Source organism: Streptomyces sp. NPDC043908 (assembly GCF_056435525.1).
This window is the reverse complement of sequence record NZ_JBWKEI010000007.1, coordinates 272013-297649: the sequence shown is the minus strand read 5'-3', so window position 1 is coordinate 297649 and position 25637 is coordinate 272013. Positions and strand designations below refer to the sequence as shown.

Below are 25637 nucleotides of genomic sequence, written 5' to 3'. Positions count from 1 at the left end.
CAACTGTACGGAGGGAGGTCCCGGCCGTGCACCACCCCGTCCGCCACGCCCTGTCGGCGCTCGCCGCCCTCGCCCTCGCCGCCTGCTCCGCGACCGCCCAGGAGCGGGACGGCACGGCGCCGACCGTACCGGGCGCGGTGACCGCGCAGGCCGGCAGCGCCACCTCCGTGCACGTCATGTGGGAGGCGTCCACCGACGACCGGGGCGTCACCGGGTACGAGGTCCTCAAGGGCGGCACCCGGGTCAGGACCGTCCCGGGCACCAAGCACATGACCGACGTCGACGGGCTCGCCCCCTCGACCGCCCACAGCTTCACCGTGCGCGCCCGTGACGCCGCCGGCAACCTCTCCGCGCCGAGCGCCCCCGTCACCGTCACCACCCCCGCGCCGAGCCCCGCCGACCACGCGCCGCCCACCGCCCCGGGCGCGCTGCGGGGCCGGGCCGAGGGGAGCCGCGCGGCGCTGCTGAGCTGGCGGCGCTCCACCGACGACGTGGGCGTCACCGCCTACGACGTCTACCAGGAGGACGTACGGATCCACAGCGTCCCCGGGCGCGAGACGAGCGCCCGGGTCACCGGGCTGCGGCCCGGGACCGTCTACACCTTCACCGTCCGGGCCCGCGACGCCGCCGACCGCTCCTCGCCGGACAGCGGCGCCGTGGACCTCACCACGGCGTCCGCGCCGGGCGCGCCCGCCAGTACCGCGCCCACCGGGTTCGGCGCCCGCTACGAGGTGGCGGCGGGGGTGCCGACCGTCGCGCTCTCCTGGCGCCCGCCCGACACCGGCGGTCCGGTCACCGCCTACCAGCTCTTCCTCGACGGACGGCTGACCACGACCATCGTGTTCGGCGCGGCACCGCCCCCGGGCAGGGCGGCGTACAGCCTCACCGTCTCCGCCGAGAAGCCCGGCACCCGCTACCGCCTCAGACTCCGCGCCCGCCTCCCCGACGGGAAGTGGGGCGACTTCTCGGCCCAGCGCACGGTCGTCATCGGCGGTACGCCTACGAGGTGAGGCGGCGGCCGCCGAACGCGCCCGAGCCGTCCGCCTGCCGCCACCACCTCTCCAGGCCGTCCTGGTCCATCGCGCTCCAGTCCGGCGTCCGCTCGACCAGCCCGGCCCCGAGCTGCCGGCCCAGTTCCACCATGGCTTTGCCGGTCGCGGCCCGGCTCGTGCCGTACGCGCTCAGCGCCGCCGGCCAGTCCGGTCCTGCGGTCAGGCACGCCTCCAGGGCGGTGGCGTCCTGGAGCGCCTTGACCGCGCCGCCGCCGGTGTGCGGGCGCGCCACCGTCGCCGCGTCGCCGGCCAGGAGAAGGCGGCCGGTGGCGTAGTGCGGCGCGGTGAAGTCGTACATCGGCTGGACGAAGAGCTCCTCGGCGGTGGTCGTGCGGACCAACTGGCCCCAGTAGGGCGCGAGGCAGGTGTCGGCGATGTGGGCGAGCCGGGTGTGCAGGGTCGCGGCCAGGGTGCCGGGCGGCAGGCTGGTGGGGTTGTCGAAGCGCAGGCCGAGGTCGGGGGGAGGGGCGGTGTACAGCACCCAGTTGATCCGCAGCCCGCCCCGGCCGTCGGGGATGCGGTAGATGATCACGTGCCCACCGGGGAACACCGCGTACACGCAGTCCTCGTCGGGCCACAGCTCCGGCGCCATCAGCCGCTCGGCCGCGAAGGCGCCGCGCCAGGCCAGATAGCCCGCGTAGCGCGGACGCACCTCGGGGCAGGCGGCCGTGCGGACCACCGAGCGGTAGCCGTCGGCCCCGATCACCAGGTCGAACCGCTCGCTGCCGCCGCCGGTCGCCAGCTCCACGCCGTCCGGGGTGACCTCCACCGCCTCGACGGCCGCCCCGGCCCGGAAGTCGGCGGAGGGGGGCACCCGGTCGCGCAGCTCGTGCCAGAGCGGGCCCCAGTTGTACGTACGGAAGGGGAACGGCAGCTCCCCGATCCGCCGCCCCAGGGGTGCCGACCCGTCCCGTACGTACCAGCACCGCCGGGTCAACTGGAGCCACGGCATGGTGGCGTCGAGGTAGCCGGCCGCCTCCAGCTCGGCGTACCGGTCGTTGTGCACGGCCAGTCCCACGCCCCGGTCCGCGAGCCGGCCCGAGGCCCGTTCGAAGACGGTGACCTCCGCCGCGCCGCCCCGGTGGGCGGCCACGGCCGCCGCGCACCCCGCGATACTGCCGCCGACCACGGCGACCCTGCCTCCGCGTACCATCCGCTCATTCTGGCAGGGCGGACGCGGCGCGGGGCCGGAGGCGAAGGATCCGCCCCGGCCCCGCGTGCGACGGCGTCGGGTCAGCCGACGAGCTGCTCGTAGGCGGGCAGCGTCAGGAAGTCGGCGTAGTCCGCGTCGAGGGAGACCTTCAGGAGCAGGTCGTGGGCCTGCTGCCAGCGGCCGGCGGCGAAGGCCTCCTCGCCGATCTCGGCGCGGATCGCGGCCAGTTCCTCGGCCGCGACCCTGCGGGCGAGGTCGGCGGTGGCGAGTTCGCCGTTCTCGAAGACCACCCCCGCGTTGATCCACTGCCAGATCTGCGAGCGGGAGATCTCGGCGGTGGCCGCGTCCTCCATGAGGTTGAAGATGGCGACCGCGCCCAGACCGCGCAGCCAGGCCTCGATGTAGCGGATGCCGACCTGGACGGCGTTGCGCAGTCCGTCGTAGGTGGGCCTGGCGTCGAGGGAGTCGATGGCGATCAGGTCGCCGGGCGCCACGGAGACGTCCTCGCGCAGCCGGTCCTTCTGGTTCGGCCGGTCGCCGAGGACGGCGTCGAAGGAGGCCATCGCGATCGGCACGAGGTCGGGGTGCGCGACCCAGGAGCCGTCGAAGCCGTCGCCCGCCTCACGGTCCTTGTCGGCCTTGACCTTCTCGAAGGCGACCTTGTTGACCTCGGCGTCCTTGCGGGACGGGATGAAGGCCGCCATGCCGCCGATGGCGTGCGCGCCGCGCTTGTGGCAGGTGCGGACCAGGAGTTCGGTGTAGGCGCGCATGAACGGCGCCGTCATGGTGACCGCGTTGCGGTCCGGCAGGACGAACTTCGCGCCGCCGTCACGGAAGTTCTTGACGATGGAGAAGAGGTAGTCCCAGCGGCCCGCGTTGAGCCCGGCGGCGTGGTCGCGCAGCTCGTAGAGGATCTCCTCCATCTCGTACGCGGCCGTGATCGTCTCGATCAGGACGGTCGCGCGGACGGTGCCCTGCGGGATGCCGACGTAGTCCTGCGCGAAGACGAAGATGTCGTTCCAGAGGCGGGCCTCCAGGTACGACTCCGTCTTGGGGAGGTAGAAGTAGGGGCCCTTGCCGAGCTCGATCAGGCGCTTGGCGTTGTGGAAGAAGTAGAGGCCGAAGTCGACCAGGGCGCCGGGGACCGGGCGGCCGTCGAAACGCAGGTGGCGCTCCTCCAGATGCCAGCCGCGCGGGCGCATCACGACGGTGGCGAGCTCGCCCGCGTCCTTCAGCGCGTACGACTTGCCGGACTTCGGGTCGGTGAAGTCGATCCTCCGCTCGTACGCGTCGATCAGGTTGAGCTGGCCCAGGACGACGTTCTCCCAGGTGGGGGCGGAGGCGTCCTCGAAGTCCGCCAGCCACACCTTCGCGCCCGAGTTCAGCGCGTTGATGGTCATCTTGCGGTCGGTCGGACCGGTGATCTCGACCCGGCGGTCATCGAGCGCCGCCGGGGCCGGGGCGACCTTCCAGTCGCCCTCGCGCACGGCCGCGGTCTCGGGGCGGAAGTCGAGCGTGGAGGTGCGGGCGATCTCGGCGCGGCGCTCCTTGCGGCGGGTCAGGAGCTCGTCGCGGCGGGGCGTGAACAGCCGGTGCAGCTCGGCCACGAACGCGAGGGCCGCGTCGGTGAGCACCTCGTCCTGCCGGGGCAGGGGCTCGGCGTCGACGATGGCCAGCGGGGACGGCGCTGGTGCGGACATGTGCTGTCACTCCTTCGCGGGCGGTGCCCTGGCCGGCCGCCGGGAAGCAGAAATGGCACGGAGTGCCAGGCCCCGGGATGCGACTGGGGGCGCCGTCTCAATCAGTCGGGCGCTTCTGAACAGTGGATACTAGTTTCCTCATAGTGGAAGTTCAATGGTTTGTTGATGTCGAGATTCTCCGGGTCGACAGATCGTGGCGCTCGGTGCCACCGTGTTCACTCCAGGTGTACCGGAGGATCAGCCGAGCCGCCCGAGATCCGCCTCGGTATCGATGTCGTACGGCTCGGCCACGTCCCCGCACTCGACGAGGGTGATCTCCCGCTCGTGCTCCGCGAGATAGGCGCGCGCCCCCCGGTCGCCGTGCGCGCTCGCCGCCACCGGCTGCCACCGGTCGGCGCCGAGGAGGACCGGATGGCCGCGCCTGCCGTCGTACGCCGCCGCCGCGAGCGAGGCCGGTGAGCGGTACGCGGCCCGTACCCGCCCGATCGCCTCGGCGCCGATGCCCGGCTGGTCCACCAGGCTCACCAGGGCGGCCCCCGCGTGCGTGCCGCCGAGCGAGGCGAGCCCGACCCGCAGGGAGGATCCCATGCCCTCGGCCCACTCCGGGTTCTCCACCAGTACGCAGCCCTCCAGCCGGGCGCGGGCGCGCACCTCGTCCGCTGCGGCGCCCAGCACGACGTGCACGCCGGTGCAGCCGCCCTCGCGCAGCATCCGCACGGCGTACTCCACCAGCGGGCGCCCCCGGTACGTCAACAGGGCCTTGGGGCGGCCGCCGAGGCGCCGCCCGCCGCCTGCCGCCAGAAGCAGGCCCACGACCTGCGCTTCGTCGTTCGTCGGAGGTGTCATGGACCCACGTATACCGAATGCGCCCCCCGAATTCCGTCCACACGGTGGCGCGCGCCGGGCGCGATGGCGTTAACTGACCCGCAACTCCCGTCAGTTGACCTTCGCTGACGGGCTGTGAGCGCCAGCACGAAAGCGTGCGTGGGGAAGGAACTTTGTTGCGACGCGTGGAGCAGAGGCCCGTGACCGGCAGTACGGATGCGAAGGTGGCGGGGCTGCGGGTCGCCGTGGCGCGGCTGCGCCGGGAGCTGGCGGGGTATCCGGCGGAGTTCCCCGACCGGGCCGTGGCCGAGGACGAACTGGCGGCGCTGGACGCGATGGCGCTCTCGGGCGCGCCGGAGGTGTTACGGCTGCGCCGCTCGCTGTTGCTGATCGCGGGGTCGATAGGGTCGGTGAGCGCGCTGTCCGTGGCCGTGAAGGGGGTCCGGGAAGCGGTGGACCTGTTCGGGGAGCCACCGCGCTGAGACGGCGGCCCGGCGGTGGACGCGGGGCCGTCCGCGGCTGCTCGCGCGGTCTCCCAGCGCCCCCAGTTCTTGGCCCACCGACCTCCGGCCCCCGGCCCGCCGACCTCCGGCCCCCCGGCTTCCGGCCCTGGGCTCCCCGGCTCCGGCCTCCGCCCCCCGCTTCCGGCCCCCGGCCCCCCGGCTTCCGGCCCGCCGTTTCCCCGGTTCTTGCCCCGGGCTCAGCCGCCGCCCCGGTCGTCGTCCGCCTCGGGTGGCAGCACCCCCTCCGGGGCGTTCCGGGCGAGCAGCGCGAAGAGCTCGGCCGCCGGATACGCCCGGTCCGCCTCGACCCCCGTCGGCGCCGGGGCCGCCGGGATCAGGGTGTCCGAGCCGGGCGAGTGCCGCCAGACGGCGATCAGGTGCACGGCCGGAAGGTGCAGCAGCCGCACCTCCGCGTCGCCCGGCTCGTGCCCGGCCGCTTCCAGCGCGGCGGCCGTCCCCGCCACGAACGGTCCGTAGTTGAGCTGGCTGAAGACGTGCCCGCCCGCCTCGTCCCGTACCGTCTCGGCGAGCGCGACCGGCCCCGAGTCGTGCTGGACGAGATAGCGCCAGGCGACCGGCCGGGCCCGGTCGAGACCGCCCGGCAGATCGGCGAGGCCGATCACGTACATCTGAAGCGGATGGGCGAGCCGGAGCTCGTCGGCCGCGGCGGGCAGCAGGGTCGCGGTGCGGACCCGGCCGAGACCCGCGAGGAGCTCGACCCCGGCCTCCGCGGCCGAGCGCGACTCCTGGGGTGGCTGCGGTACTTGAAGCGCCATGGTCCGTCCCTAAGCCCGGGTGTAGTAGCTGTGGGTCCAGGATCCACTGCCCTGGTAGCTGGTCGCGAGCGTGTTGTAGACCTGGTCGGAGCGGCCGTAGATCGGGTCGTCGACGGCCACGATCGCGTTCGAGCCGCTCGGCGGCGCGTCCACGCCCATGGCGGTGAGGAAGTGGCCGCCGCCGGTCGACCAGCCGATCCGGACGCACAGCGGGCGGCCCGCCTTGACCTCCGACTCGACGCCCGCGAAGTCCACGCGGCTGTTCACCATCCGGTCGAAGTGGCCGACGATCCGCAGCGGATTGTCCAGCGGCTGCTGGGAGTTGCAGCCGGCGCCGCTCGCCCCGCCGCCGCAGCAGTCGGTGCGGCCGGTCTGCGAGTTGGCCACCGCGCACTGGGTCCAGGTGCTGCCCGCGTCGTAGAACCGCGCGATGCTGGTGGAGACCGCCGCCCAGCACCAGTTGGTCTGCTGCTGCGCCTGCATGGTGAAGGCGAGCCGGCCGCCGTCCCAGAGCCGGTGGACGGGCTTGTCGTCGAGGACCGTGATGTCGGTGACGATGTGCAGCGGCGCGCCCCAGTCGACCGTCACCACGAACGTGACCCCGTGGTTGGGGTCGTACGGCGGGGAGTGCGGGCTGATGTTGCTCACCCGCACCGGCGCCGCCCCCGTGAACCGGGGGCTGTGCTTGAGGTCGCCCGGGTCGACACTGAACTCGGAGACCGTGACGATCACCGTCGAGTCGTGGTCGATGGCGCCCCAGTTGAAGTTCAGCGTGGTACGGCCCTGGAGGCCGGCCCAGTACTGACGTGCGGTACGCGGCATCGGCCCCCCTCAGCCGTTCTGGTACTCGATGGCGACCGGCGGGCCGTCCAGGACCGTGATGTCGGTGACGATGTGCAGCGGCGCGCCCCACTCCACGTTGACCGTGAACGTGACGCCGTGGTTGGGGTCGTAGGGCGGGGAGTGCGGGCTGATGTTCTCCACCGTGACCGTGGCGGCGCCGATGAACCGGGGACTGTGCCGGGGATCGTTGTTGTCCACGCTGTACTCGGACGCCGTGACGATCACCGTCGAGTCGTGGTTGATGATGCCCCAGTTGAAGTTGAGCCTGGTGCGTCCTTGCAGATTCCACCAGTACTGGCGGGCTGTCTGTGGCATACGGGGCCTCCACGCGGGTCAGGCCGGACACATGCCGCATGCATGCCCTTCCGGTCGGCCGGTGACGCGCAGGCGTAGAGGAAATAAGCCCCGGCCGGCCGCTCAGCCGGGACGCCGTATCAGCCGGCGCGCGCCGGCGGCCGCGACCGCCGCCGTGCGCGACTCCACTCCCAGCTTCGCGTAGATGTGGACGAGGTGGGACTTGACGGTCGCCTGGCTCAGGAAGAGCCGCTTGCTGATCTGGAGGTTGGAGAGGCCGTCACCGACCAGTTGCAGCACCTCCAGCTCCCGGCGGGTGAGCGCCTCGGCGGGGGTGCGCATACGGTCCATCAGCCGGTGCGCCACCGCCGGGGCGAGCGCCGACTGCCCGGCCGCCGCCGTGCGCACGGCCGCCGCCAGCTCCTCCGGCGGCGCGTCCTTGAGCAGGTACCCGCAGGCGCCCGCCTCCACGGCCGCCAGGATGTCGGCGTCCGTGTCGTACGTGGTGAGGACCAGCACCCGGGGCGCGCCCGGCCGCGCGGTGATCGCCGCGGTGGCCTCGGAGCCGTGTGCCCCGGCGCCGAACTGGAGGTCCATCAGCACGACGTCGAAACCGCCCGTGGCCGCCAGCTCCACCGCCCGCTCGGCGGTCGCGGCCTCCCCGGCCACCGTGAAGTCCGGCTCGGTGCCGAGGACGGCCCGCAGCCCCGCCCGGACGATCGGGTGGTCGTCGGCGAGCAGCAGCCTGATCGGTCCGGCGCTCACACCGCACCCCGTTCCCGTGGCGGCAGCGGCAGGGTGATGGCGACGGCCGTGCCCTGGCCGGGCGCCGACTCGACGCTCAGGGTGCCGCCGAGCGAACGCGCCCGCGACCGCATCGCCGGGAGCCCGAACCCGCCCGTGCCGAAGGGGCGCTCACGGCCGGGTTCGAAACCCCTGCCGTCGTCGACGACATCCAGTGCCACCGAGGTGTCCATGAAGCTCAGCGTGATCTCCGCGCGCTCCGCCGCCGCGTGCTGGACGGTGTTGGCGAGCGCCGACTGCGCGATCCGCAGCAGCGCCACCTCGTACGGCGTGGGCAGCCCGACCGGGGTGCCGCTCACCCCGAACCGCACGGCGGGTCCGGGCGTCGAGGCGCACAGGCGCTCCAGCGCGCCCGGCAGCGAGGCCCGCTCCAGACCGGGCGGGGTGAGCGCCCGGACGAACCGGCGGGCCTCCGCGAGGTTGTCCTGGGCGGCCGTACGCGCCTGCTCGACATGGGCGCGGGCCGGGTCGTCCGGTCCCAGCGCGCGCTCGGCGGCCCGTAGCAGGAGCTGGATGGAGGACAGGCCCTGCGCCAGCGTGTCGTGGATCTCCCGGGCCAGCCGTTCGCGCTCGGCCAGCGTGCCCGCCGCGCGTTCCGCCTCGGCGAGCCCGGCGCGGGTCGACACCAGCTCCTCGATCAGCTCGCGCCGCCGCTCGCTCTCGCGGTACAGCGCCTCGTAGCCGAGGACGGTGGCGACCGCCACGGCCGCGCCGAGGAGCGGGCCGATGAAGGCGCCGGGCGTGACCCGCTCGCCGTGGAGCAGGAAGCTCGCGATGGCCGCGCCGGCCGTCGCGAGCACGATGGGCGGGCCCCAGCGCCGCGGCAGCAGGTGCAGCTGGAGGAAGTACAGGGGGAAGGCCGCCCACAGCGCGTCCGGCGACAGCGCCAGCAACACCAGCCAGGCCGCGCAGAGCGCCCCGAGCCACCAGGCGCCCGCGCGGGTCCGGGGCCGCACGGCGGGGGAGAGCACCCCCGCCGCGTAGACCGCGGCCATCGCGCCGACCGCCGCGTACACCGCCGCGTCGCCCGTCGAGCGGACCGCGACCAGCGCGAGGAGTCCGGCGAGCAGCGCGTGCAGACACAGGCGCAACAGCCGGGCGGCCGGGGCGTGGGGGCGGGAGTCCATAGGACTTCCAGCGTAGGCGGGACCGGCCCCGGCCCGGTCAACCGAAAGTTCGATGTACGGCTCCGTCCTTCGATCCGGCCGATGCGTGCCGCGGCGCGATGTCCCGGCGGGGGCGGGCCGGGAGGGTGGAGCCATGTTCGTCGCATGGAGAGACCTCCGGTTCGCCAAGGGCCGGTTCGCGCTGATGGGGACGGTGGTGGTGCTCATCACCCTGCTCGTCGGCCTGCTGTCCGGCCTGACCGCCGGGCTCGCCCGGGACAGCACCTCGGCGGTCGTCGGGCTGCCCGCCGACCGGCTCGCCTTCGCCGCGCCGCCGGACGGCCGGGCGGTGTCGTTCACGAGCTCATCGCTCGGCCCGGCCGTCTGGGAGGGGTGGCGGCGGGTGCCCGGGGTGCGGGGTGCCGAGCCGGTCGCGATCTCCACGGTGAACGCGCGGGCGGGGGAGCGGACGGAGGCGGTGTCGGTGTTCGCGGTCCGGCCCGGCTCGGGGCTCGCTCCCGTACGGGACGGGGCCGTGGTCCTCAGCCGGGGCGCGGCGGAGGCGCTGCGGGCGGAGGAGGGCGACACGGTGGCGCTCGGGGGCCGGGCGCTGACCGTCGCGGCGGTGCGCGGCGAGGACGCCTACAGCCACACGCCGGTCGTCTGGACGGCGCTGGCGCCCGGGGCGCCCGCCACGGTGGTGGCGCTGACCCTCGGTGACGGCGCGGACCTCGCGGCGGCCGACCGGGCGCTGGGCACCACCACCCGTACCCGGGACGGCGCGCTGGCGGCGCTGCCGTCCTACCGGGCCGAGAACGGCTCGCTCCAGCTGATGCGCGGCTTCCTCTTCGTCATCTCGGCGCTGGTCGTCGGCGCGTTCTTCACGGTGTGGACGATCCAGCGCGGCGGGGACATCGCGGTCCTCAAGGCGCTGGGCGCGTCCACGCCCTATCTGCTGCGGGACGCGCTGGGGCAGGCGGTGCTGCTGCTCTGCGCGGGGGCGGTGGCCGGGGCGGGGCTCGCGGTGGCGGTCGGCGCTCTCGTCGGGGACGCCGTGCCGTTCGCCCTGACCGCCGGCACCATGCTGGTGCCCGCGCTCGTCCCGATCGCCCTCGGCGTGCTCGGCGCCGCCCTGTCCATCCGGCGCGTCACCGCCGTCGACCCGCTGACCGCCCTGGGGAGTACCCGATGACGATGAAGGCGCCGCTGGTCCTGGACGCCGTGACACTGACGTACCCGGACGGGGAGGGGCGGCTCACCGCCCTGGACGAGGTGTCCCTGGCCGTACCGGCCGGGACGGTGACGGCGTGCGTCGGGCCGTCCGGCTCGGGCAAGTCCAGCCTGCTCGCCGTGGCGGCGACGCTGATCACGCCCGACCGCGGGCGGGTGGTGGTCGCCGGGGCCGATACGGGGTCGCTGAACGCCGCCGAGCGGGCGGCGCTGCGGCGCTCGCACGTCGGGATCGTCTTCCAGCAGCCGAACCTGCTGCCGTCGCTGACGGCGGCCGAGCAGGTGCAGGTGATGGCGCATCTGGCGGGCCGCCGTCCCGGGGCGGCGCGGGAGCGGGCGCGGTCGCTCCTGGACGCGGTGGGTCTCGCGGATCGGGCGGACCGGCGTCCGCACCAGCTGTCCGGGGGTGAGCGCCAGCGGGTGAACATCGCGCGGGCGCTGATGAACGAGCCGGCGGTGCTGCTGGTGGACGAGCCGACCAGCGCGCTCGACCACGCGCGGGGCGCGTCGGTACTGGACCTCCTGGTCCGCCTCACCCGCGAGCGGGGCACGGCGACGGTGCTGGTCACGCATGATGCGGGGCTTTTGGGGCGGGTGGATCGGGTGGTGGGGATGGGGGATGGGAGGTTGCGTGGCTGAGGGGCGGTCCCGGGGGGCGGTTGTTTGGCCGGGTGTTCGTCTGCGGGCCGGTGGTGGGTCGCTCGCGCAGTTCCCCGCGCCCCTTCAGGGCTCGGACTTCGTCTGCGGCCCGGTGGTGGGCTGGTCGCGCAGTTCCCCGCGCCCCTTGTCGGGCCGGGACGTCGGCTGCGGGTGGTGGTGGGTCGCTCGCGCAGTTCCCCGCGCCCCTTCAGGGCTCGGACTTCGTCTGCGGCCCGGCGGTGGGCTGGTCGCGCAGTTCCCCGCGCCCCTGAAGACACGGGGCGGAGCCAGATTCCCGGACACGGCGGACCCCCTCAGGGGCGCGAGGAACTGCGCGCCCAGCCACCCACCACCCGCACCCGAAGATCCGGCCCCAGGCGTTCAGGGGCGCGGGGAACTGCGCGACCGGCCACTCACCATCCGCAGCCGAAGATCCGGCCGCAGGCGTTCAGGGGCGCGGGGAACTGCGCGGCCGGCCACCCACGGCCCGCAGCGAAGGAAGGCGTCCCCCGGTCTGCCGGGCGTACGTGGCCGCACCCCTCAGGGGCGCGGGGAACCGCGCGGTCGGCCGCACACCACCCGCGGCCGGAGAACCGCCGCCCGAACTCAGGCCTGGCCCGCTGTGTTCGCCAGCGCCGCCGACAGTTCCTCCGCGATCCCCTGGAGGATCGGGACGATCCGTTCCGTCGCCGTCTCCGTGACCCGGCCCGCCGGGCCCGAGATGGAGATCGCCGCCGCCGTGGGGGAGTTCGGCACCGACACCGCGAGGCAGCGGACTCCTATCTCCTGCTCGTTGTCGTCGACCGCGTACCCCGCCTGCCGCACCTGCTCCAGCGCGTCGAGGAAACCCTCCGGCGTGGTGATGGTCTTCTCCGTCGCCGCGGGCATCCCCGTACGCGCGAGCAGCGCCCGCACCTCCTCCGGCGGGGTGTGCGCGAGGAGTGCCTTGCCCACGCCCGTGGAGTGGGGCAGCACCCGCCGCCCCACCTCCGTGAACATCCGCATCGAGTGCTTGGAGGGCACCTGCGCCACGTACACGATCTCGTCCCCGTCGAGCAGCGCCATGTTCGCCGTCTCGCCGGTCTCCTCGACCAGCCGGGCCAGATACGGCCGCGCCCAGGTGCCGAGCAGCCGCGCCGCGGACTCGCCGAGGCGGATCAGACGGGGGCCGAGCGCGTACCGCCGGTTGGCCTGCTGGCGTACGTAACCGCAGGCCACCAGCGTGCGCATCAGACGGTGGATGGTCGGCAGCGGCAGACCGCTGCTGGCGGAGAGCTCGCTGAGGCCCACTTCACCCCCCGCGTCGGCCATCCGCTCCAGAAGGTCGAAGGCGCGCTCGAGGGACTGGACGCCACCGCTCGCGGCGGATGGCTTGGAGGCGTCGGTGGTGCTGGCGCTGGACGTCGGCACGGCGCGGTCCTTTCGGCTGGCAGGCGAGGCAGCAGCCTACCTGTGTGTTTCTCGCCGTACAGTGCGTACGTAGGGAGTCCCTGCCGGTCAGCGTGGGTTTGTCCGGTCCGGTGGGGCACCCCGTGGCGATAGCTACATTCTGGGAAGTGAAAGTCTAATTCCATTCTGTGGAAACCTCCAAGACCCACGCCCTCGGCCGCCACCGGACCCCGGACACCCTTGACGGCTCCCTGATCGGCGGGAAGACTCCGGCGTGAAGGCTCCTTCAACAGTTCGTTGAATTTGCTCGTCGCACTCCGCGGAGCCCCACACCGCCGCGGACGTGCATCCATCGCGGAAGTGAGGGCTCGGGTGTCCGACGTCAACCTGGTACTGCGCTCGTCGCGCGTCATCACGCCCGACGGCACCCGCCCGGCCTCGGTCGCCGTGGCCGGCGAGGTCATCGCCGCCGTGCTGCCGTACGACGCCGAGGTGCCGGCCGGGGCGCGCCTGGAGGACCTCGGCGACGACGTGCTGCTGCCGGGCCTCGTCGACTGCCATGTGCACGTGAACGACCCGGGCCGCACCGAGTGGGAGGGCTTCTGGACCGCCACCCGGGCCGCCGCCGCGGGCGGCATCACCACCCTGGTGGACATGCCGCTCAACTCGCTGCCGCCCACCACCACGGTGGCGAACCTGCGCGTCAAGCAGGAGGTCGCCCGCTCCAAGGCGCACGTGGACGTCGGCTTCTGGGGCGGCGCCCTGCCCGACAACGTCAAGGACCTGCGCCCGCTCCACGACGCCGGCGTCTTCGGCTTCAAGGCGTTCCTCTCCCCCTCCGGAGTGGAGGAGTTCCCCGAGCTCGACCAGGACCAACTCGACCGGTCGCTCGCCGAGATCGCGGGCTTCGACGGGCTGCTGATCGTGCACGCCGAGGACCCGCACGAGCTGGCCGCGGCGCCGCAGCGGCCCGGCCCCCGGTACGCCGACTACCTGGCCAGCCGCCCCCGGGTCTCCGAGAACACCGCCATCGAGTCGCTGATCGCCGCCGCCAGGCGGGTCGGGGCGCGGGTGCACATCCTGCACCTGTCCTCCTGCGACGCGCTGCCCGCGATCGCCGCCGCCAAGCGCGAGGGCGTCCGGCTCACCGTCGAGACCTGCCCGCACTACCTCACCCTCACCGCCGAGGAAGTCCCGGACGGCGCCAGCGAGTTCAAGTGCTGCCCGCCGATCCGTGAGGCCGCCAACCAGGACCTGCTCTGGGCGGCGCTCGCCGACGGCACGATCGACTGCGTCGTCACCGACCACTCGCCGTCCACCGCCGACCTCAAGACCGAGGACTTCGCCACCGCCTGGGGCGGGATCTCCGGCCTCCAGCTGAGCCTGTCCGCCGTCTGGACGGAGGCCCGCAGGCGCGGCCACACCCTCGACGACGTGGTCCGCTGGATGTCGTCCGCCACCGCGGGACTCGTCGGCCTGGAGCGCAAGGGCGCCATCGAGGCCGGCCGCGACGCCGACTTCGCCGTCCTCGCCCCGGACGCGACCTTCACCGTCGATCCGGCGGAGCTCCAGCACCGCAACCGCGTCACCGCCTACGCGGGCAAGGCCCTGCACGGTGTCGTCAAGTCGACCTGGCTGCGCGGGAAGCGCGTCCAGGAGGACGGCACCCTCACCGGGCCCACCGGCCGCCTGCTCGAAAGGAACCACTGAGACCGTGAGCGCCATACCCTCCTTCACCGGTGACGCCGACCCCTACGGCGGCGGTGACCCGTACGCGGACTACCGCACCGCCGACTTCCCCTTCACGCACTACGCGGACCTCGCCGACCGGCGGCTCGGCGCGGGCGTCATCGCCGCCAACGACGAGTTCTTCGCCGAGCGCGAGAACCTCCTCAAGCCCGCCGCCGCCGAGTTCGACCCCGAGCACTTCGGCCACAAGGGCAAGATCATGGACGGCTGGGAGACCCGCCGCCGCCGCGGTGTCTCGGCCGCCGTGCCGCACCCCACCGAGGACGACCACGACTGGGCCCTGGTGCGCCTGGGCGCCCCGGGCGTGGTGCGCGGCATCGTCGTCGACACCGCGCACTTCCGCGGCAACTACCCGCAGGCCGTCTCCGTCGAGGCCACCTCGGTCGCGGGCTCGCCCTCGCCCGAGGAGCTGCTCGCGGACGACGTGAAGTGGGTGACGCTCGTGCCCCGTACCGCGGTCGGCGGCCACGCGGCCAACGGCTTCGCCGTCGACGTCGAGCAGCGCTTCACGCACCTGCGTGTCAACCAGCACCCCGACGGCGGCATCGCCCGGCTGCGCGTGTACGGCGAGGTCGCCCCGGACCCGGCGTGGCTCCAGGCCCTCGGCACCTTCGACCTCGCGGCCCTGGAGAACGGCTGCCAGGTCGAGGACGCCTCCGACCGCTTCTACTCGCCCGCCACCAACACCATCCAGCCCGGCCGCTCCCACAAGATGGACGACGGCTGGGAGACCCGCCGCCGCCGCGACAAGGGCAACGACTGGATCCGCTACCACCTGGCGGCGCGGTCCGAGATCCGCGCGGTCGAGATCGACACCGCCTACCTCAAGGGCAACTCGGCGGGCTGGGCGGCGCTCTCGGTCCGCGACGGCGCGTCGGGCGAGTGGCGCGAGATCCTGCCCCGCACCCGTCTCCAGCCCGACACCAACCACCGGTTCGTGCTCGACGCCCCCGCGCCGGCCACGCATGTACGCGTCGACATCTTCCCCGACGGCGGCATCTCCCGGCTGCGCCTGTTCGGCTCGCTCACGAGCGACGGCGCGGCGCGGCTGAACGCCCGCCACCAGGAGCTGGGCGGCTGACGACACCCGCCCCCGCGCGGGGCGCTCCGGCCGACAGCACCGGAGCGCCCCGCGATACAAGCCACGGGCCGGGCCTTCGCAACACGCCCTAGTCCCGCGGCGCGCTGTCCGAGGCGACCAGCAGGGCCGCGCCGAGGACGGCCACCACCACGCCCGCGAAGATCTCGTGCCCGGCCAGGAAATCCGCCCGGTGCAGCACGCTCCACTTCCCGAACCAGCCGGTCCACTCGTGCAGCAGCCCGCCGGCCCCCTGGACCAGCAGCACGAACCCGGTGACTTCCAAGAATCTCTTCATGCCCCCGAGCCTGGCCCGCGCGCACCGGCCCCCGCGTCCGCCTTCGGGCTCGGCCCGCGCGGCGAAAGTCTCGGACCGTACGACTTTGGTAGCGCACCCCGCCCGGAACCCGCCACGCCGCCCCTGACCTGCGTAGCTTGGGTGACATGACACCCGCTGGGCCCGAATACCGCTGGCTGCTGCCATCCGCCGTCGTCGCTCCCGAACTCCCCGGCGACCGGCCGGGCCGCAACCGGCCGCGCCGTACCGTACGGGACTGGATCGTCGACACCTGCGCCTTCCTCTGCGCCGCCGCCATCGGCATGCTCGCCGCCGACGCCATGAGCCAGGCCGCCGACTACTCCGAGACCCTCCAGGCCGCCGACCAGCTGGCGGGAGCCCTCGCCTGCTGCGCGCTCTGGCTGCGCCGGCGCTGGCCCGTCCAGCTCGCCTGGGTGCTCGTCGTCGTCACCCTGGTCGCCCCGGTCGCCGCCGGCGCGGTGCTGGTCGCCCTCTTCGGCATCGCCGTGCACCGGCCCCTCAAGCCGGCCGTCGCCACCGTCGGCGCCGCGGCCCTGGTCACCTCGTGGGTGCAGCCCGTCCTGCGCCCCGACCCGAGCACCGGCCTGCTCGCCAACGCCATCATGGGCACGCTGATGGTCCTGCTCGCCATGGGCTGGGGCATGCTCGTCCGGGCCAGGCGCCAGCTGGTGGTCGCGCTCCGCGAGCGGGCCGTACGCGCCGAGCGGGAGGCCGCGCTGCGGGCCGAGCACGCCCAGCGGCTCGCCCGCGAGGCCATCGCCCGCGAGATGCACGACGTACTGGCCCACCGGCTCACCCTGCTCAGCGTGCACGCGGGCGCCCTGGAGTTCCGCCCGGACGCGCCCCCGGCCGAGGTCGCCCGTGCCGCCGGGGTCATCCGCGACAGCGCCCACGAGGCCCTCCAGGACCTGCGCCAGATCATCGGGGTGCTGCGCAGCCCCGACGAGGGCGCCGAGGACCGGCCCCAGCCGACGCTGGCCACCCTGGACGCGCTGGTCGCCGAGTCCCGCGAGGCCGGAATGAAGGTCACCCTGGACAGCCGGATCGGGGACCCGGAGACCGTCCCCGCGGCCACCGGGCGCAACGCCTACCGCATCGCCCAGGAGGCCCTCACCAACGCCCGCAAACATGCCCCCGGCGCCGAGGTCACCGTGACCGTCACCGGCCGCCCGGGCGACGGGCTCGGCATCGAGGTGCGCAACCCCGCCCCCGTCGGGGACGTGCCCGAGGTGCCCGGGTCGGGGCAGGGCCTCATCGGGCTGACCGAACGCGCCACGCTCGCGGGCGGCCGGCTGGAGCACGGGCCCGTCCCCGGTGGCGGGTTCGAGGTCCGCGCCTGGCTACCGTGGCCCTCATGACCATCCGGCTGCTCGTCGTCGACGACGACCCCCTCGTCCGCGCGGGACTCACCTTCATGTTCGGCGGCTCCGAGGACCTGGAGATCGTCGGGGAGGCCTCCGACGGCTCCCAGGTCGAGGAGCTGACCGACCGGCTGCGCCCGGACGTGGTCCTGATGGACATCCGGATGCCGACCGTCGACGGACTCGCCGCCACCGAACTCCTGCGCGCCCGCCCCGACGCCCCCGAGGTCATCGTGCTGACCACCTTCCACGCCGACGAACAGGTGGTACGGGCGCTGCGCGCGGGCGCCGCCGGGTTCGTCCTGAAGGACACCGCGCCCGCCGAGATCGTCGCCGCCGTGCGCCGGGTCGCGGCGGGCGAGCCGGTGCTCTCCCCGGCCGTCACCCGCCAGCTGATGCACCAGGTCGCGGGCGCACCGGAGGGGCCCGGCGGCGACCGGGCGGCCCGGGCCCGGGCGAGGATCGGCCAACTCGCCGAGCGGGAGAGGGAGGTGGCGGTCGCCGTGGGCCGCGGCCAGTCGAACGCGGAGATCTCCGCCGCCCTCTTCCTCAGCGTGCCCACCGTGAAGACCCATGTCTCGCGGGTGCTGGCCAAGCTGGGGCTCAACAACCGTGTCCAGATCGCCCTGCTCGTCCACGACGCGGGCCTCCTCGACGAGGACGGCGACGTAGGCTGAACCGGACCACCGGAGGGGAACAGACCTATGCCGCTCATCGATCTGCGCGACCACGAGGACTTCACCGCCCACCCGTATCCGTACTACGCGAAGCTGCGCGCGGAAGGGCCGGTGCACCGGGTCCGCACCCGCGAGATGGACGAGGTCTGGCTGATCGTCGGACACGACGAGGCGCGGGCCGCGCTCGCCGACGGCCGCTTCTCCAAGGACTGGCGGGCGGTCGCCGACGAGAGCCAGTTCACCGCGGTCAGCGCCAACATGCTGGACTCCGACCCGCCGCAGCACACCCGGCTGCGCAAGCTGGTGGCGCGCGAGTTCACCTCGCGCCGGATCGAGGCGCTGCGCCCGCGCGTCCAGGAGATCACCGACACGCTGCTCGACACCATGCTGGCCGCCCCCGGCCGCACCGCCGACCTGGTCGACGCGTTCGCCTTCCCCCTGCCGATCACGGTCATCTGCGAACTCCTGGGCGTCCCCGACCTGGACCGGGAGACCTTCCGCAGGCTCTCCAACGAGGCGGTCGCCCCCACCGAGAACGACGGGACGAACGCCTCCGCCCTGGAGATGGGCGCCTATCTGGTCGGGCTCATCGAGGACAAGCGGGCCGCCGCCCCGGCGGACGACCTGCTGAGCGCCCTCATCCGCACCCGGCACGAGGACGGCGACCAGCTCTCCCCGGACGAGCTCATCGGCATGGCCTTCCTGCTGCTCGTCGCGGGCCACGAGACCACCGTCAACCTCATCTCCAACGGGGTGCGGGCACTCCTCGCGCACCCGGAGCAACTGGCCGCCCTGCGTGCCGACTTCGACGGCCTGATCGACGGGGCCGTCGAGGAGATGCTGCGCTACGACGGCCCGGTGGAGACCGCCACGTACCGCTACGCGCGCGAGGACGTCGAGTGCGGCGGGACGGTCGTCCCGGCCGGGGCGACCGTCCTGGTCGGCCTCGCCTCCGCCGGACGCGACCCCGCCCGCCACCCCGACCCGGACCGCTTCGACATCCGCCGCACCCCGCAGAGCCACCTCGCCTTCGGCCACGGCATCCACTACTGCCTGGGTGCCCCGCTCGCCCGGATGGAGGGCCGCATCGCGGTCCGTACGCTCCTGGAGCGCGCGCCCGGCCTCCGACTCGCCGAGGACGCTGGCCCGTTGGAGTGGCTGCCCGGCATGCTCATCCGGGGCGTGCGCCATCTGCCGGTGCGCTGGTGAGCGGTGCGTGCGTACGAAGGGTGAGGCGCGGCGGTTCGTGAGGTGTGGCGGCCCGTGAGGCGCGGTGCTCACGCCGTGCGGGCGGCTTCCGCCCTGCGCCGGTGCTCGCCGCGCAGCACCAGCGCGGGCCACTCGTCGCCGTACGCCCCGCACGCCGAGAGAGACCACAGCGACCACTGCTGCGGCACCGAGTAGTACGGCACCAGCAGCCGCGCGGTGCGCCGCCGGGACACCTTCACCGGGACCAGCGCGGGCAGCACGTCCGGCGGCTGCCCCGCCAGGATCGCCTTGCGGCAGGACGCGCAGGCGGGACGGCGGTCGGCCGCCGCCTCGCGCGGCCCGGTCCGGCGCCGGGCACGCCGGCGGTGCTCCCGGCGCACCGGCGCCCCGGCGCTCTCCGCGGCCGGGTGCAGCGGGTTGTAGTAGCAGCGCTCGGGCGGCCTCGGTGCCGGCTGCCCCGCGCGGCGGGCGTGCAGCGCGGCGAACCGGACCAGGGCGCGCTCGGCCAGGACCGCGGCGGCGGCCAGGTCCGGCAGGTCGGCCGCCTCGTCCAGGAGCTTGCCCGCGGCCTGGAAGGCGTCGAGCACCCACGCGTAGTCGTCCGCGTCCCCACCGGGCCGCGCGCTCTGCGCCGCGTCCGGGCCGACCGGGAGTTCGGCCGTCCGCAGCACGTCGCCGACGGCCGTCACCCGGGCCGAGACGAGCCGTTCCAGCCGCTCGCGGGCCGTCCTCCACTCGTCCAGGACGCGCTGCTGCTCCTCCCTGGACGGCTCCCACGCCGGCCGCGCCGGACCGGCCGGGCGCAGCATCCCCATGAACCACCAACGCCTGTGCACCGCGCCTCCCCTCGCCGCTGCCCGGGTAGAAGCCCCCGGGGGAGCGGGGGGCCGCGCCTCAGCCGGTGAACTCCGCGAGCGCCACCGGGCGCCGCTCGTGCCGGGAGCGCTCGCACGCCTCCGCGACGCGCAGCGCGTGCAGCGCCTCGCGGCCGTCGCAGGGGTTCGCCAGCTCGCCCCGTACGACCCGTACGAAGGCGTCGAGTTCGGCCCGGTAGGCGGGCGCGAACCGCTCCAGGAAACCGGGCCACGGCGTGGTGGCGGGCGCGGGCGCCCCCGGCTCGACGGAGGTCAGCGGAGTGCGCTCGCCGAGCCCCACGGCGATCTGGTCCAGCTCCCCGGCCAGCTCCATCCGTACGTCGTACCCGGCGCCGTTGCACCGGGTCGCCGTCGCCGTGGCGAGGGTGCCGTCGTCGAGGGTGAGCAGGGCTGCGGCCGTGGAGACGTCGTGGGCCTCGCGGAACATGGCGGGCCCCGCGTCCGAGCCGGTCGCGTACACCTCGGTCACCTCGCGGCCGGTCACCCACCGCAGGATGTCGAAGTCATGGACCAGGCAGTCCCGGTAGAGGCCGCCGGAGAGGGGCAGATACGCGGCGGGCGGCGGCGCCGGGTCCGAGGTGACCGCCCGTACGGTGTGCAGCCGTCCGAGGCCGCCCGCCCGGACGCGCTCGCGGGCCGCCGCGTATCCGGCGTCGAAGCGGCGCATGAACCCGATCTGGAGGACCGTTCCCGCGCTCTCCACCTCGTCCAGGGCCGCCAGCGTGCCGGTCAGGTCGAGGGCGATCGGCTTCTCGCAGAAGGCGGGGAGTCCGGCGCGGGCCGCGCGGGCGATCAGGCCGGCGTGCGCGGCGGTCGCCGAGGCGATCACCACCGCGTCCGGCCCGGCGGCGAAGAGCCCGTCGACCGTGGTGGCCGCGGCCCCGGTCCGCCCGGCGGCCCCGGCGGCCCGCGCGGGGTCGGTGTCGGCGACGAGGAGCTCGGTGACCGAGGGGTGGCGGGCCAGCACCTCCGCGTGGAAGGAGCCGATACGTCCCGTTCCGATGAGTCCGATGCGCATGGCCAAAAGGTGGCGGCACCCGGTCGCCCTGTCAAGGGTTTGTCCTGACAATCAGACTTCACGACTTCCCGTCAACATGGCCCGAGCACTACGCTCACCCCGTGTCCAAGCAGCCCAGAAACGCGCCGGATCCCGCCGTGCCGCTCCAGCTCGGCGTGGACCGCACCAGCCCGGTCCCGCTCTACTTCCAGCTCTCCCAGCAGCTGGAGGCGGCCATCGAGCGCGGCACCCTCACGCCCGGCAGCCTCCTCGGCAACGAGATCGACCTCGCGGGCCGGCTCGGCCTGTCCCGTCCCACCGTCCGCCAGGCCATCCAGACCCTGGTCGACAAGGGCCTGCTGGTACGCCGCAGGGGCGTGGGCACCCAGGTGGTGCACAGCCAGGTCAAGCGCCCGCTGGAGCTGAGCAGCCTCTACGACGACCTGGAGGCGGCCGGGCAGAAGCCCGCCACCCGGGTGCTGCGCAACACCGTGGAACCGGCCACCGCGCAGGTCGCGGCGGCGCTCGGGGTGGCCGAGGGCGACGAGGTCCACCTGGTCGAGCGGCTGCGGTACGCCCACGGCGAGCCGATGGCCGAGCTGCGCAACTACCTGCCGGGCGGGCTGCTCGCGCTCGACACCCCGCAGCTGGAGGCCACCGGCCTGTACCGGCTGATGCGCGGCGCGGGGATCACCCTGCACAGCGCCCGGCAGTCGGTGGGGGCGCGGGCGGCGACCGCCGCCGAGGCCGCCCTGCTCGCCGAGACCGCGGGCGCGCCGCTGCTGACCATGGAGCGCACCACCTTCGACGACACCGGGCGGGCGGTGGAGTACGGCACCCACGTCTACCGGGCCTCGCGGTACGCCTTCGAGTTCCAGCTGCTCGTACGGCCGTGAGCGCGGCCGGCCGGGCCGGGCGAGATCTCCGCGTAAGAATGTTCGGACAAAGTATTGACGGCTGAGAGCGCCCGCCGCTAGAACTCACGTGCCGCACACCGGCGGCCGGGACGGAAGGCGGACCCCATGCGCATACCCCGCACGGCAGCCACGGCGGCGGCGCTCGCCGCGGCCCTCGCACTCGCGGTCACCGGATGCAGCGGTTCGGGCGGCAAGAGCTCCGAGGACAAGGCCGACGACGGCGCCCCGGCCGGCGGCAAGGGCGTCTCCACCCCCCGGATGAAGATCGCGATGATCACCCACGCGGGCGAGGGCGACACCTTCTGGGACATCGTCCAGAGCGGCGCGAAACAGGCCGCGGCCAAGGACAACGCCGACTTCCTCTACTCGGCGAACAAGGAGGGCCAGCAGCAGGCGCAGCTCGTCCAGGCGGCCATCGACCAGAAGGCCGACGGGATCGTCGTCACCCTCGCCAAGCCCGAGGCCGTCCGGGACGTCGTGAAGAAGGCGGTCGCCGCGGGCATCCCAGTCGTCACCATCAACTCCGGCGCGCAGTACTCCAAGGAGCTCGGCGCCCTCGGCCACATCGGGCAGGACGAGGGCGTAGCCGGTGAGGCGGTCGGCGAGCAGCTGAACGCAAACGGCAGGAAGAAGGCCGTCTGCGTCATCCACGAGCAGGGCAACGTCTCGCTGGAGGAGCGCTGCGCCGGGGTGAGGAAGACCTTCAAGGGCTCGGTGGAGAACCTCAACGTCGACGGGACCAACACGCCCGCCGCGACATCCTCCATCGAGGCGAAACTGCAAACCGGCTCCGGGGGATCGGCCATCGACGCCGTCGTCACGCTCGGCGCGCCGATGGCGGCCGCCGCCGTCAAGGCCAAGGGCGGCGCGGGCAGCTCCGCCGAGGTCGACACCTTCGACCTCAACGCCGCCGTGATCAAGCAGTTCAAGGCCAAGGAGATCGGCTTCGCGGTCGACCAGCAGCCGTATCTCCAGGGGTATCTGGCGGTGGACGAACTGTGGCTGCACCGGACCAACGGCAACGTCGTCGGCGGCGGCAGGCCGGTCCTCACCGGGCCCGCCGTCGTCACCGGCAAGGACGTGCCGGCGCTGGAGAAGTACACCGCTCGCGGTACCCGATGATCCGCCGCCGACCGGATGTGACCCATACTTGGGCGGCCGGGGCAGGCACGCACCAGTCCCGGGCGCACCTGGGAGTACAGCAAGAGGAGCACGGCGTCGTGGCAAGGGTTCGGACAGGGGTACGCGCGGTGGGCGCGGTGCTGGCGGCGGTGCTCGGGGCTTCCCTGGTGGGATGCAGCAGCACCGGGGGCAAGCGCGCCGAGGACGCGCGCAAGGCGGAGGCCGCCCAGGGCAAGGCGGCGGTGAACACCCCCCGCTGGAAGTTCGCCATGATCACCCACTCGGGCGACGGCGACACCTTCTGGGACATCGTCCAGAGCGGCGCCAAGCAGGCCGCCGTGAAGGACAACATCGACTTCCTGTACTCGCACAGCGACCAGGGACAGCAGCAGGCGCAGTTCGTGCAGACGGCCATCGACCAGAAGGTCGACGGGATCGTCGTCACCCTCGCCAAGCCGGACGCCATGAAGGACGTCGTCGCCAAGGCCGCGAAGGCCGGTATCCCGGTGATCACGGTGAACTCGGGCTCGGAGAAGTCCAAGGAGTTCGGCGCCCTCACCCACATCGGCCAGGACGAGACCATCGCGGGCGAGGCCGTCGGCGAGGAGCTCAACAAGCGCGGCAGGAAGAAGGCGCTCTGCGTCCTGCACGAGCAGGGCAACGTGGGCCACGAGCAGCGCTGCGCGGGCACCAAGAAGTCCTTCAAGGGCGACCTCCAGAACCTCTACGTCACGGGCACCAACATGCCCGACGTCCAGTCCTCCATCGAGGCCAAGCTCCAGGCGGACCGGTCCATCGACTCCGTGGTCACCCTCGGCGCCCCCTTCGCGGACACCGCCGTCAAGGCCAGGAACTCCGCCGGCAGCTCCACCGAGGTCGACACCTTCGACCTGAACGCCAAGGTCGCCTCCGAGCTCAAGGACGGCACCCTCGGCTTCGCGGTCGACCAGCAGCCCTACCTCCAGGGGTACGAGGCCGTGGACCTGCTCTGGCTCTACAAGTACAACGGCGACGTGCTCGGCGGCGGCCTTCCGGTGCTGACCGGACCCCAGATCATCACCAAGGACGCCGCCGCCGAGCTGGAGAAGTACACGAAGCGGGGGACCCGATGACCGCCACCGCGCCGGCACCCGCGGCCGCCGGGGACGAGCGCCTGATCCACCGGTCCGTGCTGCGCAGGCTGCTCGGCCGCCCGGAGCTCGGCTCGGTCGTCGGCGCCATCGCCGTCTTCGTCTTCTTCTCGGTCGTGGCGGACAGCTTCCTGCGCGCCTCCAGCCTCTCGACCGTGCTGTACGCGGCGTCGACGATCGGCATCATGGCGGTGCCGGTGGCGCTGCTGATGATCGGCGGCGAGTTCGACCTGTCGGCCGGTGTGCTGGTGACGACGTCGGCGCTCGTGTCGTCGATGTTCAGCTACCAGATGACGGCCAACGTCTGGGTGGGCGTCGGGGTCTCGCTGCTGACCACGCTCGCCCTCGGCGCCTTCAACGGCTTCATGCTGACCCGGACCAAACTGCCCAGCTTCATCATCACGCTCGGCACCTTCCTGATGCTCACCGGCCTCAACCTCGGCTTCACCAAGCTGATCAGCGGCACCGTCTCCACCAAGTCCATCGCCGACATGGAGGGCTTCGCCTCGGCGAAGAAGGTCTTCGCCTCCCAGCTGAGCGTCGGCTCGGTCGACCTCAAGGTCACCATCCTGTGGTGGCTCGGCCTGGTCGCGGTCGCCACCTGGATCCTGCTGCGCACCCGCTTCGGCAACTGGATCTTCGCGGTCGGCGGCGAGGCCGACGCGGCCCGCGCGGTCGGCGTACCGGTCTACAAGACCAAGATCGGCCTGTACATGGGCGTGGCGTTCGCCGCCTGGGTCTCCGGCCAGCACCTGCTCTTCTCGTTCGACGTGGTCCAGTCCGGCGAGGGCGTCGGCAACGAGCTCATCTACATCATCGCGGCCGTCATCGGCGGCTGTCTGATCACCGGCGGCTACGGCTCGGCGATCGGCTCCGCCGTCGGCGCGTTCATCTTCGGTATGACCAGCAAGGGCATCGTCTACGCCGAGTGGAACCCGGACTGGTTCAAGTTCTTCCTGGGAGCGATGCTCCTGCTGGCCACCCTGCTCAACGCGTGGGTGCGCAAGCGGGCGGAGGCGACGGCATGACGGACGCGACCCTGACCAAGAGCCCCCTGGTGGAGCTCGACGACGTCAGTAAGTACTACGGCAACATCCGCGCCCTGGAAGGCGTCTCGCTGGAGGTCCACGCGGGCGAGATCACCTGCGTACTGGGGGACAACGGCGCCGGCAAGTCCACCCTCATCAAGATCATCGCGGGGCTGCACCGGCACGACTCCGGCGCCTTCCGCATCGAGGGCGAGGACGTCTCGCTCGGCAACCCGCGCGAGGCGCTCGGCCGGGGCATCGCCACCGTCTACCAGGACCTCGCGGTCGTCCCGCTGATGCCGGTGTGGCGCAACTTCTTCCTCGGCTCCGAGCCGACGAAGGGGGCCGGCCCCTTCAAGCGGCTCGACGTCGACCTGATGCGCCGCACCACCCGCTCGGAGCTGCTGCGCATGGGCATCGACCTGCGCGACGTGGACCAGCCCATCGGCACCCTGTCGGGCGGCGAGCGCCAGTGCGTGGCGATCGCCCGGGCGGTCTACTTCGGCGCCAAGGTGCTGGTCCTGGACGAGCCCACCGCCGCGCTCGGCGTCAAGCAGTCCGGCGTCGTGCTCAAGTACGTGGCGGCCGCCCGGGACGCGGGCCTCGGCGTGGTCCTGATCACGCACAACCCGCACCACGCCTACCTCGTCGGCGACCGTTTCGTCCTGCTCAAGCGCGGGGCGATGACCGGCAGTCATCTGCGCAGCCAGATCACCCTGGACGAGCTCACCCGCCAGATGGCGGGCGGCAGCGAGCTGGAGGAGCTCAGCCACGAACTCCAGCGGGCCCCCGAGCCCAACCTGGGCGCCCGGGCCGCCGACAGCGGCGAGTGACGCCCGGGGCGCCCGGGGCGGTACGGGC

26 protein-coding genes are annotated in these 25637 nt (G+C 73.5%); 14 read left to right on the top strand and 12 right to left on the bottom strand.

The window, feature by feature from the left end; all coding sequences use genetic code 11:
• Nucleotides 1-26 precede the first annotated feature (26 nt).
• Nucleotides 27-1010, top strand: a complete 984-nt coding sequence (locus AC069K_RS18175) for a fibronectin type III domain-containing protein (RefSeq protein ID WP_478617279.1) — start codon at nt 27-29, stop codon at nt 1008-1010.
• Here the strand turns inward: AC069K_RS18175 and AC069K_RS18170 are convergent.
• The 3 genes from AC069K_RS18170 to AC069K_RS18160 form a co-directional block, all read right to left on the bottom strand.
• The gene (locus tag AC069K_RS18170) at nt 1000-2205 is read right to left on the bottom strand and encodes an FAD-dependent monooxygenase (protein ID WP_478617276.1); all 1206 of its coding nucleotides are present in this window, start codon (nt 2203-2205) and stop codon (nt 1000-1002) included. The two genes, AC069K_RS18175 and AC069K_RS18170, sit on opposite strands and share 11 nt — an antisense overlap.
• Before the next feature lie 80 nt (nt 2206-2285).
• Entirely contained in the window at nt 2286-3905 is a 1620-nt protein-coding gene (aceB, locus tag AC069K_RS18165) for a malate synthase A (RefSeq protein WP_365099480.1), read from the bottom strand.
• A 237-nt stretch (nt 3906-4142) separates the two neighbouring features.
• Nucleotides 4143-4751: a nucleotidyltransferase family protein gene (locus AC069K_RS18160; RefSeq protein WP_478617273.1), complete on the bottom strand. Its 609-nt coding sequence runs from the start codon at nt 4749-4751 to the stop codon at nt 4143-4145.
• Nucleotides 4752-4903: 152 nt separating this feature from the next.
• Here AC069K_RS18160 and AC069K_RS18155 point away from each other — a divergent pair, with 152 nt between their 5' ends.
• Nucleotides 4904-5212, top strand: a complete 309-nt coding sequence (locus AC069K_RS18155; protein ID WP_358831430.1) for a DUF5955 family protein — start codon at nt 4904-4906, stop codon at nt 5210-5212.
• 218 nt (nt 5213-5430) lie between these two features.
• Here the strand turns inward: AC069K_RS18155 and AC069K_RS18150 are convergent, their stop codons facing one another.
• From AC069K_RS18150 to AC069K_RS18130, 5 genes are all read right to left on the bottom strand, one after another.
• Complete coding sequence (locus AC069K_RS18150) at nt 5431-6009, bottom strand: hypothetical protein (protein WP_478617269.1); 579 nt, start codon at nt 6007-6009, stop codon at nt 5431-5433.
• A 9-nt stretch (nt 6010-6018) separates the two neighbouring features.
• Nucleotides 6019-6831, bottom strand: coding sequence for a papain-like cysteine protease family protein (locus AC069K_RS18145; RefSeq protein WP_478617266.1), 813 nt, complete (start codon nt 6829-6831; stop codon nt 6019-6021).
• Nucleotides 6832-6840: 9 nt separating this feature from the next.
• Nucleotides 6841-7167, bottom strand: a complete 327-nt coding sequence (locus tag AC069K_RS18140) for a hypothetical protein (protein WP_365099488.1) — start codon at nt 7165-7167, stop codon at nt 6841-6843.
• A 102-nt stretch (nt 7168-7269) separates the two neighbouring features.
• The gene (locus tag AC069K_RS18135; protein ID WP_478617262.1) at nt 7270-7911 is read right to left on the bottom strand and encodes a response regulator; all 642 of its coding nucleotides are present in this window, start codon (nt 7909-7911) and stop codon (nt 7270-7272) included.
• Nucleotides 7908-9077: a sensor histidine kinase gene (locus tag AC069K_RS18130; RefSeq protein WP_478617259.1), complete on the bottom strand. Its 1170-nt coding sequence runs from the start codon at nt 9075-9077 to the stop codon at nt 7908-7910. Before AC069K_RS18130 ends, AC069K_RS18135 begins: the two co-directional genes overlap by 4 nt.
• 133 nt (nt 9078-9210) lie before the next feature.
• Here AC069K_RS18130 and AC069K_RS18125 point away from each other — a divergent pair, with 133 nt between their 5' ends.
• Together AC069K_RS18125 and AC069K_RS18120 are read left to right on the top strand one after the other, a co-directional pair.
• Nucleotides 9211-10248, top strand: coding sequence for an FtsX-like permease family protein (locus AC069K_RS18125; RefSeq protein WP_478617256.1), 1038 nt, complete (start codon nt 9211-9213; stop codon nt 10246-10248).
• A 2-nt stretch (nt 10249-10250) separates the two neighbouring features.
• A complete protein-coding gene (locus tag AC069K_RS18120; protein ID WP_478617496.1) occupies nt 10251-10925 on the top strand; it encodes an ABC transporter ATP-binding protein in 675 nt (224 codons plus the stop codon).
• A 606-nt stretch (nt 10926-11531) separates the two neighbouring features.
• Here the strand turns inward: AC069K_RS18120 and AC069K_RS18115 are convergent.
• The gene (locus AC069K_RS18115; protein ID WP_358836959.1) at nt 11532-12335 is read right to left on the bottom strand and encodes an IclR family transcriptional regulator; all 804 of its coding nucleotides are present in this window, start codon (nt 12333-12335) and stop codon (nt 11532-11534) included.
• A gap of 351 nt (nt 12336-12686) precedes the next feature.
• Here AC069K_RS18115 and allB point away from each other — a divergent pair, with 351 nt between their 5' ends.
• Together allB and alc are read left to right on the top strand one after the other, a co-directional pair.
• The gene (gene allB, locus AC069K_RS18110; protein WP_478617252.1) at nt 12687-14024 is read left to right on the top strand and encodes an allantoinase AllB; all 1338 of its coding nucleotides are present in this window, start codon (nt 12687-12689) and stop codon (nt 14022-14024) included.
• Nucleotides 14025-14028: 4 nt separating this feature from the next.
• Entirely contained in the window at nt 14029-15144 is a 1116-nt protein-coding gene (alc, locus tag AC069K_RS18105; protein ID WP_478617249.1) for an allantoicase, read from the top strand.
• Nucleotides 15145-15232: 88 nt separating this feature from the next.
• Here the strand turns inward: alc and AC069K_RS18100 are convergent, their stop codons facing one another.
• The gene (locus AC069K_RS18100; RefSeq protein ID WP_358836962.1) at nt 15233-15439 is read right to left on the bottom strand and encodes a hypothetical protein; all 207 of its coding nucleotides are present in this window, start codon (nt 15437-15439) and stop codon (nt 15233-15235) included.
• Between the two features lie 146 nt (nt 15440-15585).
• Between AC069K_RS18100 and AC069K_RS18095 the strand changes: the two genes are divergently transcribed.
• The 3 genes from AC069K_RS18095 to AC069K_RS18085 are packed head-to-tail and all read left to right on the top strand — an operon-like array spanning nt 15586 to nt 18707.
• Nucleotides 15586-16818, top strand: coding sequence for a sensor histidine kinase (locus AC069K_RS18095; RefSeq protein WP_365099500.1), 1233 nt, complete (start codon nt 15586-15588; stop codon nt 16816-16818).
• Nucleotides 16815-17498 carry a response regulator transcription factor gene (locus AC069K_RS18090; protein WP_358837709.1) on the top strand — a complete coding sequence of 228 codons (684 nt, stop codon included), beginning with the start codon at nt 16815-16817 and terminating at the stop codon, nt 17496-17498. The genes AC069K_RS18095 and AC069K_RS18090 overlap by 4 nt, the downstream gene beginning before the upstream one ends.
• Nucleotides 17499-17525: 27 nt before the next feature.
• Complete coding sequence (locus AC069K_RS18085; protein WP_478617244.1) at nt 17526-18707, top strand: cytochrome P450 family protein; 1182 nt, start codon at nt 17526-17528, stop codon at nt 18705-18707.
• A 68-nt stretch (nt 18708-18775) separates the two neighbouring features.
• Here AC069K_RS18085 and AC069K_RS18080 read toward each other — a convergent pair whose 3' ends face one another.
• Nucleotides 18776-19543 (bottom strand): hypothetical protein, encoded by a 768-nt coding sequence (locus AC069K_RS18080; RefSeq protein WP_478617241.1) that lies wholly within the window; start codon nt 19541-19543, stop codon nt 18776-18778.
• Nucleotides 19544-19601: 58 nt separating this feature from the next.
• Nucleotides 19602-20600, bottom strand: coding sequence for a Gfo/Idh/MocA family protein (locus AC069K_RS18075; protein WP_478617238.1), 999 nt, complete (start codon nt 20598-20600; stop codon nt 19602-19604).
• Nucleotides 20601-20755: 155 nt separating this feature from the next.
• Between AC069K_RS18075 and AC069K_RS18070 the strand changes: the two genes are divergently transcribed.
• From AC069K_RS18070 to AC069K_RS18050, 5 genes are all read left to right on the top strand, one after another.
• Complete coding sequence (locus AC069K_RS18070) at nt 20756-21475, top strand: GntR family transcriptional regulator (protein WP_365099916.1); 720 nt, start codon at nt 20756-20758, stop codon at nt 21473-21475.
• Nucleotides 21476-21601: 126 nt separating this feature from the next.
• Nucleotides 21602-22618, top strand: a complete 1017-nt coding sequence (locus AC069K_RS18065; RefSeq protein WP_478617235.1) for a substrate-binding domain-containing protein — start codon at nt 21602-21604, stop codon at nt 22616-22618.
• 98 nt (nt 22619-22716) lie between these two features.
• The gene (locus tag AC069K_RS18060; protein WP_478617232.1) at nt 22717-23730 is read left to right on the top strand and encodes a sugar ABC transporter substrate-binding protein; all 1014 of its coding nucleotides are present in this window, start codon (nt 22717-22719) and stop codon (nt 23728-23730) included.
• Nucleotides 23727-24776 (top strand): ABC transporter permease, encoded by a 1050-nt coding sequence (locus tag AC069K_RS18055; protein ID WP_365099510.1) that lies wholly within the window; start codon nt 23727-23729, stop codon nt 24774-24776. The genes AC069K_RS18060 and AC069K_RS18055 overlap by 4 nt, the downstream gene beginning before the upstream one ends.
• Nucleotides 24773-25609 carry an ATP-binding cassette domain-containing protein gene (locus AC069K_RS18050; protein WP_365099512.1) on the top strand — a complete coding sequence of 279 codons (837 nt, stop codon included), beginning with the start codon at nt 24773-24775 and terminating at the stop codon, nt 25607-25609. Before AC069K_RS18055 ends, AC069K_RS18050 begins: the two co-directional genes overlap by 4 nt.
• The last annotated feature ends 28 nt before the right edge of the window (nt 25610-25637 follow it).